11 protein-coding genes are annotated in these 13,324 nt (G+C 72.2%); 3 read left to right on the forward strand and 8 right to left on the reverse strand.

Going from position 1 to position 13,324, the window contains the following annotated elements:
* Positions 1 to 57 precede the first annotated feature (57 nt).
* The 3 genes from WMF27_RS07850 (at position 58) to WMF27_RS07860 (ending at position 4,783) form a co-directional block, all read left to right on the forward strand.
* Positions 58 to 1,995, forward strand: coding sequence for an RICIN domain-containing protein (locus WMF27_RS07850; protein WP_437769540.1), 1,938 nt, complete (start codon positions 58 to 60; stop codon positions 1,993 to 1,995).
* A gap of 431 nt (positions 1,996 to 2,426) precedes the next feature.
* Positions 2,427 to 2,798, forward strand: a complete 372-nt coding sequence (locus WMF27_RS07855; RefSeq protein ID WP_437769539.1) for a VOC family protein — start codon at positions 2,427 to 2,429, stop codon at positions 2,796 to 2,798.
* Between the two features lie 188 nt (positions 2,799 to 2,986).
* Entirely contained in the window at positions 2,987 to 4,783 is a 1,797-nt protein-coding gene (locus WMF27_RS07860; RefSeq protein WP_437769538.1) for a glycoside hydrolase family 15 protein, read from the forward strand.
* A gap of 51 nt (positions 4,784 to 4,834) precedes the next feature.
* Here the strand turns inward: WMF27_RS07860 and WMF27_RS07865 are convergent, their stop codons facing one another.
* The 8 genes from WMF27_RS07865 to WMF27_RS07900 form a co-directional block, all read right to left on the reverse strand.
* Entirely contained in the window at positions 4,835 to 6,313 is a 1,479-nt protein-coding gene (locus WMF27_RS07865) for a dihydrolipoamide acetyltransferase family protein (RefSeq protein WP_437769537.1), read from the reverse strand.
* A 3-nt stretch (positions 6,314 to 6,316) separates the two neighbouring features.
* The gene (locus WMF27_RS07870) at positions 6,317 to 7,291 is read right to left on the reverse strand and encodes an alpha-ketoacid dehydrogenase subunit beta (protein ID WP_437769536.1); all 975 of its coding nucleotides are present in this window, start codon (positions 7,289 to 7,291) and stop codon (positions 6,317 to 6,319) included.
* Positions 7,292 to 7,445: 154 nt separating this feature from the next.
* A complete protein-coding gene (locus WMF27_RS07875; protein ID WP_437769535.1) occupies positions 7,446 to 8,636 on the reverse strand; it encodes a thiamine pyrophosphate-dependent dehydrogenase E1 component subunit alpha in 1,191 nt (396 codons plus the stop codon).
* Between the two features lie 192 nt (positions 8,637 to 8,828).
* Entirely contained in the window at positions 8,829 to 9,398 is a 570-nt protein-coding gene (locus tag WMF27_RS07880; RefSeq protein ID WP_437769534.1) for a tellurite resistance TerB family protein, read from the reverse strand.
* 79 nt (positions 9,399 to 9,477) lie between these two features.
* Positions 9,478 to 10,620, reverse strand: coding sequence for a lipoyl synthase (gene lipA / locus WMF27_RS07885; RefSeq protein WP_437769533.1), 1,143 nt, complete (start codon positions 10,618 to 10,620; stop codon positions 9,478 to 9,480).
* A 50-nt stretch (positions 10,621 to 10,670) separates the two neighbouring features.
* Positions 10,671 to 11,816: an S-methyl-5-thioribose-1-phosphate isomerase gene (gene mtnA / locus WMF27_RS07890; protein WP_437769532.1), complete on the reverse strand. Its 1,146-nt coding sequence runs from the start codon at positions 11,814 to 11,816 to the stop codon at positions 10,671 to 10,673.
* Entirely contained in the window at positions 11,817 to 12,149 is a 333-nt protein-coding gene (locus tag WMF27_RS07895; protein ID WP_437769531.1) for a hypothetical protein, read from the reverse strand. It abuts the gene before it with no gap.
* Positions 12,150 to 12,159: 10 nt separating this feature from the next.
* The gene (locus tag WMF27_RS07900; protein ID WP_437769530.1) at positions 12,160 to 13,002 is read right to left on the reverse strand and encodes an SDR family oxidoreductase; all 843 of its coding nucleotides are present in this window, start codon (positions 13,000 to 13,002) and stop codon (positions 12,160 to 12,162) included.
* Between the last annotated feature and the right edge of the window lie 322 nt (positions 13,003 to 13,324).

Consider the following 13,324-nt stretch of genomic DNA (forward strand, 5'->3'; position numbering starts at 1 on the left):
CTGGACCTGACGGCGCGATCGCTCGCCTGGGCGAAGGAAGCCGCAAGGGAGGAATCCATGATCCGTTCCAGATTCGGCCTGGTGTTCTCGCTCTCGACGCTCGCCTTCGCAGCTGTGCAAACAGGTTGCGGGAGCCCCGACGTCGAGCCGCTCGATGACATTTCGTCGACGTCCGAGGCGCCCGCCGCGCGTACCGGGTTCATCGCCCTGACCCGGATCTCCGCGGACAGGACACCGGTCCTCCATCACCTCGCCGGCGAGCTCCAGGCGACGTCGGCGCAGCGCGCTCTGGATTCACTCCGCTCCGGCGACGCCGAGCGCAGCGACCTCCTTCGCCGAACGGGCGCGGTGATCGCCGACATGGACGAGCTCGGTGAGGCGGACCTCGCGACGTACCGGTCGCTGGTCGAGGCCGCGAGCGAGGCCGGGGTCCCGTTCGTCTTCGAGAATGTCCGCGACTCGGCGCGCATGGCCGCGGTGTTCGGCTATGGCGTCGCGGGCGACGTGGCGATCGTGGAGCCATCGCGCGGGGGAACGAAGTTCGACATCAAGCTCTACGGGAACATCGAGACGACGGCGGTGAAGTCCCCCTCCGCCACGATCAAGGTGAGCCACGAGGCTGCTACCTTGCCCGCCGAGGAGCTGGCGGCGCGCGCGTCGGACCGCGAGCACGCCGGGGAGGCCGCGGAGGGCGCCGCGCCCACGGCCGCTCCGTCACGAGAGGACGTCGCGACGCAGGTGGCGGCGCGCATCCGCACGCTCGCCGCTGCGCCCGTCGTGCAGCCGTTCGCTCTCTCCGTCGCGAGCGCGGCCCCCCCGGGCACCTACCGCCAGTTCATCGTCAACGGCTCCGCGGGGTGGACCGTCCCCGGCACCTCGCAACGCGCGACCCTGGATCTGAGCTACGAGGTCGAGCTCGTCGCTTCGGCCACGCCCGACAACAAATTCATGGTCGTCACCGGCGTGGGCGCGGGCGCGAACCCGGGGCCGCTGAACACGAACGACCAGTTCAACCGGGGCTATTACCAGCAGCAGCTGGACGTCCGGGTCGTGCCTGGCAGCACGGCGCTGAGCCCGTACGCCCACGTGCCCAACTCCCCGAACGGGCAAAACTCGTTCACGCGCTCCGTCGGCTGCAGCGTCGGCGCGCAGGGGGGCACCGACGCGGCCAGCGCCAGCTTCTCGTGCAGCTTCCAGGACAGCGCCACCGTGTCCTTGTCCGACTTCACCGCGATCGATCAGAGCACGGGGCGGACGTCCGCCTGGAGCTACCGGATGACCTCGGCGCAGGGCTATCCGTACTGGAACCCCGTCGACCTCGTCGACGATTGGACCGGAACGCTCCACACGCTGCCGTTCCTCGCGGTCTCGACCCTCCAGCCGACGTATCAGACCGTCTATTCCGCGCCGAGCGCGTTCAACGGCAAGGTGCCCCTCTCCGTCACGCACACCCAGGTGCTCCAAGGGATCTACGTCGATTGGTACTTCTTTTACGCAGAGGCGCATCCTCAAGGCTACTCTGTCGCCGCCGAGCTCGCCACGACCGTGGACTTCGGGAGCGTGAGCAGCACCAACCCGGCGGTGACCTTCACCAACCAGAACAGCGGCCTCAACATGGACGTCTATTACTCGGAGACGACGCCGCTCTCGCCGATCATTCAATGGCCTGCGACCGGCGGTCCCAACCAGAGCTTCGAGCTCATCCCGACGGGAGACGCCGATGGGAGCGTGTTCATCAAGCCGAAGCACAGCGGGCTCTGCTTCGACATCCCTTACTCGAGCCTCGAGGACGGCGTCGGGCTCATTCAATACACCTGCACGGGCAACCCCAACCAGAAGTTCATCCTGCGGCCGGTGGGCGCGTATCGGTCGATCATGAACGTGAACAGCCAGAAGTGCCTGAGCGTCGAGGGGGCCAGCACCGGGGGCTATGCGCACATCGTTCAGGCACCCTGCAACACCGCGCTCCCTGAACAGCTCTTCCTCGCGCGCTGAGGAGCGCGGCGCTACCCTGCTCCCGATCGGGCAGCGGGAGGGGGGCGCTCCGGCGCTCGCCGGAGCCCTCGTCGCCGGCGCCGAGCGACCTGACGCACCGCCCAGCGCAGCGTCGCCGCAGGCGCCTCCGGCCGCCCGGCGCACCGCCGCCGCCTCTCCCCGGCCGGCCGTTCCCCTGCCGCTCCCTGGCCCCTAGGCACGCCTTCCCACGCCGCCTGGGCCAGGATACGCTCGTGGTGCTCTTACGTTTGCGTCCAGGCCGGGACGTCTCCGCCCGACGTGGTCGTAGGAGATCGGCCTTTCCCACCGGCCAGAGCGGCCCGCGCGCAGTGTCGTGGGTCGCCTGGAAGCGAGACCCGCTCCGGTCACTGGAGCGCGGAGGAGTACGGCGGGCCAACGATGACGAACCATTCCAATGAACGGAGAATTCGATGATCGGATATGTCACGCTGGGCACGGACGATCTGGAGCGCGCCGCCCGTTTCTACGATGCCTTGCTGGGCGAGCTGGGCGCGACGCGGCTCTTGCAGCTCGAGCGGTTGATCATCTGGGCGGTGAAGCCGAACGCGCCCGCGCTCGCCGTCGCCCTGCCCTTTGACCGCCAGCCGGCCACGGTCGGCAACGGGGTGATGGTCGCGCTCGCCGTCGATAGCCCGGCCAAGGTGGACGCGCTCCATAACAAGGCCCTGGAGCTGGGCGGCAAGGACGAGGGCGCGCCGGGGCCGCGCGGACAGGGCTTCTACGGGGGATATTTCCGCGACCTGGACGGCAACAAGCTCAACTTCTTCACCATGGTGCGCTGAGCTCCACCCGCCGGCCGGTCTTCCGCAGTCGGCCCCGCGCGGCGGCGCTCGTCTCTCGAAACAACCGCTCGGAGCAGGTCCACGCCCTCGTGGGCCACGGCCTGAACCCGCGGCGCGGCGCGTGGCATCCTTCGTGCTTTCGCCGCCGCCGAGGCGCCGGCGCGTCGCCGCGTCGGCCAGGAGCTCGCATGCCGCTGCGGATCGAGGACTATGCGTTGCTGGGGGACACACAGACAGCGGCGCTGGTCGGGCGCGATGGCTCCATCGACTGGCTGTGCCTGCCGCGCTTCGACTCGGCCGCCTGCTTCGCCGCCCTGATCGGCACGCCGGAGCACGGCCGCTTCCGGATCGGGCCGAAGGACCCGTCGCCCCGCGTCGCACGCCGCTACCGCGAGGGAACGCTCGTGCTCGAGACCGAGTTCACCACGGCCGAGGGCGCGGTGCGGCTCGTGGACTGCATGCCGCTGCGCGGGAGGGCGCCGGACGTCGTGCGCATCGTCGAGGGCGTGCGCGGCCGGGTCCCGGTCTCCCTGGAGCTCATCATTCGCTTCGACTACGGCTCGATCGTGCCCTGGGTGCGGTCGAGCGGCGGCGCGCTGCGCGCGGTGGCCGGGCCCGACGCGCTGATCCTGCGCGCGGGGGTGCCGGTCCACGGCGCAGGGCTCACCACGGTCGCCGAGTTCGACGTCCACGAGGGCCAGCGCATCCCCTTCGTGCTCACGTGGCACCCGTCGAACGAGCCGCCGCCCGAGGCGATCGACGCCGAGCGCGCGGTGGAGCACGCCGAGGGGTGGTGGCGCGCCTGGTCGAGCCGCTGCGCCCACGCCGGACCCTGGAAGGAGGCGGTCGTCACGTCGCTCGTCGCGCTCAAGGCGCTCACCCACGCCCCCACGGGCGGGCTCGTCGCGGCGCCGACGACCTCGCTCCCCGAGTGGATCGGCGGCGTGCGCAACTGGGACTACCGCTACTGCTGGCTGCGCGACGCGACCCTGACGCTCTACGCGCTGCTGCTCGGCGGCTACAGCGAGGAGGCCGCGGCCTGGCGCGACTGGCTCCTGCGCGCCATCGCGGGCGACCCCTCGAAGCTCCAGATCCTCTACGGCATCGCGGGCGAGCGGCGGCTCAGCGAGATCGAGCTCCCCTGGCTGCCGGGTTACGAGGGCTCGCGGCCGGTGCGCGCCGGCAACGCCGCGGTCGAGCAGCTCCAGCTCGATGTTTACGGCGAGGTGATGGACACGATGTACCAGGCGCGCCGATCCGGCCTCGCCCCGGAGCCGGAGGCCTGGCGCCTCCAGCGCAAGCTGATGGACTTCCTCGAATCGAGCTGGCGCCGGCCCGACGAGGGCATCTGGGAGGTGCGGGGCGGGCCGCGCCCCTTCACCTACTCGCGGGTGATGGCCTGGGTCGCGTTCGATCGCGCCGTGAAGACCGTGGAGCAGCTCGGGCTGGACGGCCCGGTCGATCGCTGGCGCGCGCTGCGCGACGCGGTGCACGCGGAGGTCTGCGAGAAGGGGTTCGACCCGGGCCGCGGCACGTTCACGCAGTCGTACGGCAGCCAGGAGCTCGACGCGAGCACGCTGCTCATCCCGCTCGTGGGCTTCTTGCCGCCCGGCGACCCGCGCGTCGCGGGCACGGTGCGCGCCGTCGAGCGCGAGCTCGTGCGCGGGGGCTTCGTGCTCCGCTACTCGACCGCGCCCGGGAGGACGCCCGACGGCCTGCCCGGCGCCGAGGGGGTGTTCCTCGCGTGCAGCTTCTGGCTCGCGGACTGCTATGCCCTCATGGGCCGCGCCGGCGAGGCGCGGGCGCTGTTCGAGCGGCTGCTCGCGCTGCGCAACGACGTCGGCCTGCTCTCGGAGGAGTACGACCCAGGGAGCGGGCGGCTGCTCGGCAACTTCCCCCAGGCGTTCAGCCACCTTGCGCTCGTCGGCTCCGCGTTCAATCTGACCCCGGACCGCTCCGGTCCCGCGCATCAACGATCCCGTTGACGCTCGGAGGGAGCGGGCTCGACAGAGGCGACTGCCGCGCGCAGCCGCCGCTCAGCTCATTTCGAGGAACAGCCGATCGGGATCCTCCAGATACCCGATGATCTCGTAGGCGAACGCCGCCCCCACGTGACCATCGATGATCCGGTGGTCGAACGACAGCGACACCAGCATCACCTCGCCGATCACGATCTGCCCGTCGCGCACCACCGGCTTCTGCTTCATCTGGTGGATCCCGAGGATCGCGACCTCCGGGAAGTTCAGTATCGGCGTCGCGAACAGCCCCCCTTGCTGGCCGAGCGACGTGATCGTGAACGTCGAGCCGCCGAGATCCTCCGGCTTCACCCGCCCCGACTTCGTGTCCTCGCCGAGCCGCGCGATCTTTTGCGCGATCTCCAGCACGCTCCGCCGATCCGCGTCGCGCACGACTGGCACGATGAGCCCGGCCTCGGTCGCGGACGCGATGCCGATATGATAGCTCTTCTTGACGACGAGCTCCTGCGCCGCCTCGTCGAACGTGCTGTTCAGCGTCGGGTGCTTCTTCAGCGCCGCGACGACGGCCTTCACGAAGAAGGGCAGGAACGTGAGCTTCACGCCCGCCTTCTCGGCCAGCGGGCGCAGGCGCGCGCGGCGCTCCTTCAGCGCGGAGACGTCGCACTCCTCGACGAAGGTGAAGTGCGCCGCCGTGTGCTTCGACCGCGACATCGCCTCGAAGATCCGCTTGCGCACGCCCCGCAGCGGGATGCGCTCGTCGCCCGGCGCCGAGGGCAACCCCCGTCCGCGCTCCCCCTCGGGCCGCGCCGCCGCGTGCTCCGGCTCCTCGTCCAGCTGGCCGGGCCCCGCCGCCGCCGGCCTCGGCGCCGGCTCGGGCAGCGCCGGGGCCGTCCGCCTGGGCGCCGGCTCGGGCAGCGCCGTGGCCGCCTCCTCGGGCGCCTCGAGCGCCCGCACGTCGTCCTTCGTCACGCGGCCCGCCGGGCCGGTCGGCGGCACGCGCCGCAGGTCGACCCCGAGGTCGCGCGCCAGCTTGCGCGTCGCGGGCGTCGCGAGCGGCTTCTCGTTGAAGTAGGCCGCCGCGCGCGCGCCCGCGCCGATGCTGCCGTTCGCCCACGCCGACCGCGCCGGCGCCACCAGGTTCATCCCCGGGAGGTCCTCCCGGATGTCGCCGACCGCCGTCGCCGCGGGCTCCGCGGCCCCGGACTTCGCGGCCGCCGCCGCGGGCTCGGCCGGGCCGGCCTTCGCGGCGTCCTTTCGCACCCCCGCCCCCGACGCGGGCGGCGCCGCCGCAGGCCGGTCGTCGAGGTCGAACACGACGAGCACCGAGTGGACGGGGACGACCCCGCCCACCTTGCCCCGCGTCTCCACGATCCGGCCGGTGCGCGGCGACGTGATCGTCACCGTCGCCTTGTCGGTCATCACCTCGACCATCGGCTGGTCCTCGGCGACCATGTCGCCCGGCGACACCAGCCAGGTCACGATCTCGCCCTCGGTGACGCCCTCGCCGATGTCCGGAAGCCTGAACTCGTACTTGCCCATGCGTCAGTACCTCGCCGTCTCCAGGATCGCCGGAAGGATACGATGGGACAGAGGGAGATACTCGTTCTCGAGGGTGTACGGGAACGGGGTGTCGAAGCCCGTGACCCGGAGCGGCGGCGCCTCCAGGTGGAGGAACGCCTTCTCGTTGACCAGCGCGACGAGCTCGCCCCCGAGGCCGCAGGTCTTCGGCGCCTCGTGCACGACGATGAACCGGCCCGTCCGCTTCACCGATTCGATCACCGTGTCGATGTCGAGCGGCCACAGCGTGCGCAGGTCGATCACCTCGCACTCGACGCCCTGCGCGGCCGCCTGGTTCGCCGCGTCGAGCGCCTCGTAGAGCATCGCGCCCCAGACCACGAGCGTCACGTGCCAGCCCGGCCGGACGACCTTCGCCTGGCCGAGCGGGACCGTGTACTCGCCCTCGGGGACGTCGCCCTTGGCGGCGCGGTAGATGCGCTTCGGCTCGAAGAACAGCACCGGATCCGGGTCCCGGATCGACGAGAGCAGGAGCCCCTTCGCGTCGGCCGGGTTCGACGGGCACACGACCTTCAGGCCCGCGACGTGGATGAACTGCGCCTCGGGCGACTGCGAGTGGTAGTGCCCGCCGCGGATGCCGCCGCCGAACGGCGTCCGGATGACCAGCTTGGACGGGTACTCTCCCCCCGAGCGGTAGCGGTACTTCGCCAGCTCGGACACGATCTGGTCGTACGCGGGATAGATGAAATCGGCGAACTGGATCTCCGGGATCGGCACGAGCCCGTAGAGCGCCATCCCGATGGCCGTCCCCACGATCCCGTTCTCCGAGAGCGGCGTGTCGATCACCCGGTCGTCCCCGAACTCGTCGAACAGGCCCTGGGTCACGCGGAACACGCCGCCGACCTTGCCGACATCCTCGCCGAGCACGACGACCCGCGAGTCCCGCCGCATCTCGTGGCGTAGCGCGTCGTTGATCGCCTGGACCATGTTCATCTGAGGCATGCTCTTCGTCTCCGTCTCTCGGCCAACAGGTGGGGGTACAACCTCACCGGCGCCCCGGCCCCCCCGGGGGTCCCCGCCGATCGCGGGCAGCGGCGCCACCCCCACCGCGTCGCCGCCCGGCGAGCCGCCACGCCGACGCCGCCGTCCGCGCGGCCTAGTGGCCGCCGTGGCCCTTGGGCCTCGGGCCCGCCTTGAGCTGCTCCCGCTGCTCCACGAGGTGCCAGGGCGGCTCCGCATAGACGTCCTCGAACATCGAGTCGAGCGGCGGCGGCGGGACCTTCTCCGAGACCGCGATGCAGGCCTTGACCTCCGCGTCGACCGCCGCCTCGATCTCGCGATCCTGCGCCTCGGTCCAGCCCTGGGTGCGCTCGACGTGCCGCCGGAGCCGCGCGATCGGATCGAGCCGGCGCCACGGGTCGAGCCACGCGTCGGGGCGGTACGCCTTCGGGTCGTCGCTCGTCGAGTGGCCCGACAGGCGGTACGTCATCGCCTCGATGAGCGTCGCGCCCTCGCCGCGCGAGGCGCGCGCGATCGCGTCGCGCGTCACCTTCACGACGGCGAACACGTCGTTGCCGTCGACCCGCACCCCGGGGACGCCGTACGCGACGCCCTTGCCCGCAAACGTGTTGCTCGACGTCTGGCGCTCGGTCGGCACGCTGATCGCCCAGCCGTTGTTCCGGCAGAGGAAGATGACCGGCACCTTGAACACGCCGGCGAAGTTCAGGCCGCTGTGGAAATCCGACGAGCTCGTCGCGCCGTCGCCGAAGTAGGCCAGCGTGACGAGCTCGTCGCGCTTCAGCCTGGCGGCCCACGCGAAGCCCACGGCCTGGGTGATCTGCGTGCCGATGGGCGAGCTCACCGAGCCGAAGTGGCCCTCGCGGTAGGTGTAGTGGTCCGGCATCTGCCGCCCCTTCACCGTGTCGTTCGCGTTGCCGAACATGTTGTCGATGTACCGCTGGAGCGGCAGCCCTCGCCAGAGCGCCGCCCCGAACTCGCGGTAGCAGGGGAACACCCAGTCCTGGGGCCGCGTCGCAAACACGCTGCCGAGGACCGTCGCCTCCTCGCCGAGCGAGCCGATGTGGAACCCGATGCGCCCCTGGCGCTGCAGCGCCACGAGCCGCTCGTCGAGCAGGCGCGTGCGCATCATGGCCTTGTAGAGGGCGATCACCTCCGATGGCTCGAGCTTCGGATCGTGCGCGGGGTCGAGCGAGCCGTCGTCGCGCAGGACCTTGATCACGTCGTCGGCACACGTATCGAGCGGGTGCCGCGCGACGGCAGCCTGCGGCTCGAGGCTTGCCCCTGAGACGTTCGGCGGGCGGTCGGTGGAGTACGTCGCGGTGCTCATCGGTTCGCGGGACACTAACCAAAGGCGCTGCCCGAGACCAGTGCCCAGACGCGGCGTACGCTCATTCGCTTTACGCGTGACGTTGACTCGTCGCAGCGATCGCGCTCGGGGTTTGACTCGCCGCGGCGAGCTCGAACCCGCGCGCGCCCTGATGCGCGTCTCCCGCCGTACGCGGCGGCGCGGATGTCCACGCTAGACGTTCACGGGCTCGGCTGCCTGCGCGAGGGCCTCGTCGACGGCGGCCACGTCGAGCTTGAAGCCGCGCGCGAGCTGCTCGAGCACGCCGTGCTCATGCGCGCTCACGCCGCCGGAGGCGTGCGCCATGGACGCCGCCACGCGGAGCACCTCGCGCTGGTGCTCGGTCCGCGCGATCGTGCGGGCGACCATGCTGATGCGCTTCTCCAGCCCGTCCTCGGCCAGCATCTCGCCGAGGTCGGCGAGGAGCGCCTCGAGCTGCTTCTCGTGGACGAGGTTCTGGCAGGCGCCGGCGACGATCGCCTGGAAGCGTCCGCGCTCCTCGTCGTCGAAGTGGCCGTCGGCGTTCGCGACGAGGAACGCGGCCTCGATGATCGTCTCGAAGAGCGCCACCGCGGCGGGATCGAAGCCGGTGGGCATCGTGATGTCTTCGATGGGAGGGCGCGCGCTGTAGGCCCTCGCTGCCTGGGCCAGGATCGACGCCACGCGCACGCGGGGCGCCTCCGAGCCGAGGCGCGAGGCGCCTGGCGCGATGCCGCCGGGGCGCCTGTTGATGGGAGCGGACATCGTGGTGTTGGACCCTCCTGCCGAGCAACACGCTCGGCCAAACGCCAGGGAGCGTCAAGCCGCTCGGGTGGGCGCCGCGCTAGCGGCGAACGAGGGAGGCGGCCGGGACGAGCCGCGCGGCGCTGGCCGACGCGGCCGCCGGGCCGTCGAGCGGCTGGGGCTCGTCCGGGTCGAGCTCTGCGGTGAGGCGGGCGGCCTCGCGGCGCGCCACGGCGAGGCGCTCCTCGAGGAGCGCCTCGATGGCTGCCGCGCCTGCGGGATCCTCCCCGGCCGGGGAGGCGCCGGCGGGCTGCGCCGCGCCGCCCCGGTCCATCAGGCTGCGGACGAAGACCTCGGCCGCCTTGTAGCTCGACCGCACGAGCGGCGCGCTGGCGGCGTAGAGGAAGCCCATCTCGAGCGCCGCGCGCTCGAACGCCGCGAAGGTCTCGGGCTCGACGAAGCGCTGCACGGGCGCGTGCTTCGAGGAGGGGCGGAGGTACTGGCCGAGCGTCACGATGTCGACCCCGGCCGCGCGCAGGTCGCGGAGCGCCTCCAGGACCTCGTCGTCGGTCTCGCCGATGCCGACCATGATCGAGCTCTTGGTGAGCCGCCGCGGCGCGGGCGCGCCGGCCTCCGCGGCGTCGGCGGCGAGGCGCCGCTGGCGCTCCTTCGCGCGCCGGAGCACGGCGAGCGACTGGTCGTAGCTCGACCGGACGTCGCGGATGACGCGCGTGATGCGGCGGACGACCTCCACGTTGTGGGCGAAGACGTCGGGCCCGGCGTCGACCACCATGTCGACGGCGCTCATGTGGCCCTGGAAGTCGCCGACCAGCGTCTCGATGAGCAGGTCGGGCCGGAGCGCGTGCAGGCGGCTCACCGTGCGGGCGACGTGCTCGGCGCCGCCGTCGAGCAGGTCGTCGCGGTTGACCATCGTCATCACGACGTACTGGAGCGAGAGCCGGGCGATGGCGCGGGCCACGTGCTCCGGCTCGCGGACGTCGACCGCGCCGCGCGGATCGCCCGTCGTGACCGCGCAGAAGCGGCAGCCGCGCGTGCACACGTCACCGAGGAGCATCACCGTCGCGGTCCCCTCGCGCCAGCACTCGCCGACGTTCGGGCAGCGCGCCTCCTCGCAGACCGTGTGGAGATCGAGCTTGCGGAACGTCTCCTTGAGGTGGTGGTAGGTGTCCCCCCCGGGAGCGCGGACCTTGAGCCATTCAGGTTTGGGCGAGAACTGCGCCATCAGGGGTGTCCTTAGCCCATGCGGCGGGGGAGCGCGAGGGGGGAGGTGCGCTAGCCGGCCGGCGGCGCCGGCGGCACGGAGCGGCTGATCTCGCGCGTCGTCAGCTTGCCGCGCTCGGTGAAGACGGCCGTGACGAGCTCCGCGGGGGTGACGTCGAAGGCCGGGTGCCGGACGGGCACGCCGGGCGGGACGACGCGGCGGCCGCCGACGACGGCGAGCTCGTCGCGGCTCCGCTCCTCGATCGGGATCGACGCGCCGCTGTCGGTGGCGAGGTCGATCGTGCTCCACGGGGCGGCCACGTAGAACGGGATGCCGTGGTGGCGCGCGAGGCAGGCGAGGCCGTAGGTCCCGATCTTGTTCGCGACGTCGCCGTTCCGCGCGATGCGGTCGGCCCCGACGACGACGGCGCCGATCTCGCCCTTCTGCATGAACCACGCGGCCATCGAGTCGGAGATCACCTCGACGGGGATGCCGTCCCGCTGGAGCTCCCAGGCGGTGAGGCGGGCGCCCTGGAGGTACGGGCGGGTCTCGCACGCGAGCACGCGGAGCGCCTTGCCCTCCTCGACGGCGGCGCGGATCACGCCGAGCGCCGTGCCGTAGCCGCCGGTCGCGAGCGCGCCCGCGTTGCAGTGGGTGAGGACCGTGCCCGACTCCGGCAGGCGCGCGGCGCCGGCGCGGCCCATCTGGCGGCAGGCGGCGACGTCTTCCCGGTGGATCTCGCGGGCGAGCTCGGCGAGCTCCCGCGCGCGCTCCTCGCCGCGGCGCCCGGCGTTCTGCAGGGCCGCGGCGATCGCGCGCCGCACCGCCCACCCGAGGTTCACGGCGGTGGGCCGGGCGGAGGCGAGGTGCTCCCCCGCCGCCCGCATGGCGGCGACGTAGCTGGAGGCGCCCTCGTCACGGGCGGCGCGCGCGGCGAGCGCCATCCCGTACGCTGCGGCGATGCCGATGGCCGGGGCGCCCCGGACCACCATGGTCCGGATGGCCTCGGCGACGCCGGCGGAGTCGGTCACGGTGAGGTAGCGCTCGCGCTCGGGCAGCTCGCGCTGCTCGAGGAGGAACACGCGGTCGTCGCCCTGCGCCAGCTCGACGGCCGAGTAGTCGGCCCCGGAGAGGGCCGCGGCCGGCTCCCAGGGCGGCGCCGGCCGCGCGCCCTCGCCTGGCCTCGGTGTCTGCTCTGCTTCGAAGCTCGTGCCCATTCAGCGCCTCCCGTTCGAGCGTGACGGCTCCCCTGGCGATCCGTCGTCCGGCCCCCGCGCCTCGGCGCTCGCGGCGAGCCGGCCGCGGATCTCCTCCGCGACGGTCGCGAAGTCCTCCGCCGCCTCGGCCTTGCGGCCCGCAAGGTAGGCGCGGAGCGCGTCGGCGGCGAGCAGCGCGAGGCTCGCGTTGATCCCGCGCGCCGTGAGCGCCTCGATCACGTCGCCGTTCTTGAGCAGCGTCTCCAGGTCGTCGAAGACCGCGGCGAGCTCTGGCCCGGGATCGACGCCGCCGCCGGCGGCGGGGCGCGTCTTCTTGTCGTCCTCGCGGGTCACGGGTCGCGCCTCATGGGTGTTTGGTGGTCGTCGCCTTGGGGATCGCGGTGAAGGGGAAGTGCGGCGGCTCCACGCCGGGCACGCACTGGTACTTCGAGAAGTCGGTGACGCCCTCCTCGCGGAGCAGGGCCTCGTCGATCCACGCCTTGCCGCGCCGGGCCGACGGCTCGCGCGAGAGCAGCGCGAGCGTCGCGTCGGCGAGGATATCCGCCTTGCGCCAGAGCTCCGGGCCGCCGAGGCCGAAGTTGATCGTGGCGAAGCTCTCGATCGCGGTCGCGGGCCAGAGGGCGTGGGCCGTGATGTTGTGCTCCGCGTACTCGCCGGCGATGGCGTTGGCGATCATCGTCATGCCGAACTTGGAGACCGCATAGGCCCCGTGGTGGGCGCAGGCCTCGGCGTCGACGGGGGGCGACATCATGATGATGTGGCCGTATTTTTGCGCGATCATCTGGGGGAGGACGGCCTGCGAGAGGGCGAACGACGCGCGCACGTTGATGCCCATGATGAGGTCGAACTTCTTCATGGGTGTGTCCACGACGTCGGCCCACCAGAGCGCGCCCGCGTTGTTGATGAGCGCGTCGATGCGCCCGAGGCGCTCGACGGCCGTGGCGACGGCGCCCCTGCAGGCCTCGTCGTCGCGGACGTCGAGCTTGATGGGCAGCGCGCGGCGGCCGAGCTGCTCGACCTCGCGGGCGACGTCGTGGATCGTGCCCGGAAGGCGCGGGTTCTCGGCGACCTCCGTCTTCGCGGCGACGACGATATCCGCGCCTTCTCGCGCGCAGGCGAGGGCGACGGCCCGTCCGATCCCGCGGGAAGCTCCTGTGATGAAGACAACGCGGTCCTTGAGGCGCATGGTCGGCGGTCATAGCACAGGAGCCGCCGCGGGGGCGGCCTCGCGGCTCATCGTCGAGAGCGGCCGTGCTGCGGGGCCGCCGCGCGGCGCGGTCATCGGGGCGTCGGCCGTCAGGCCGTCGGGCCGCCTTTCCACCTTTCCACGAGCGCGGCAGCCGGCGTGCCGCGCGGATGAGGATGAGATGGCGCGCGCGTGCGGCAGGAGGCCACATCTACCACCACCTCCACCACCTCGCGCGTGGCGCAGGGGCGAGCTCTGCCGCGGACGTCAGCGGGCGAGGGCCCTCAGGCGAGCTGCGCGGCGTGGCGATGAGCGGGGGAGT

This window comes from Sorangium sp. So ce281 (genome assembly GCF_051527395.1).
GTDB classification, from domain to species: domain Bacteria; phylum Myxococcota_A; class Polyangia; order Polyangiales; family Polyangiaceae; genus Sorangium; species Sorangium cellulosum_B.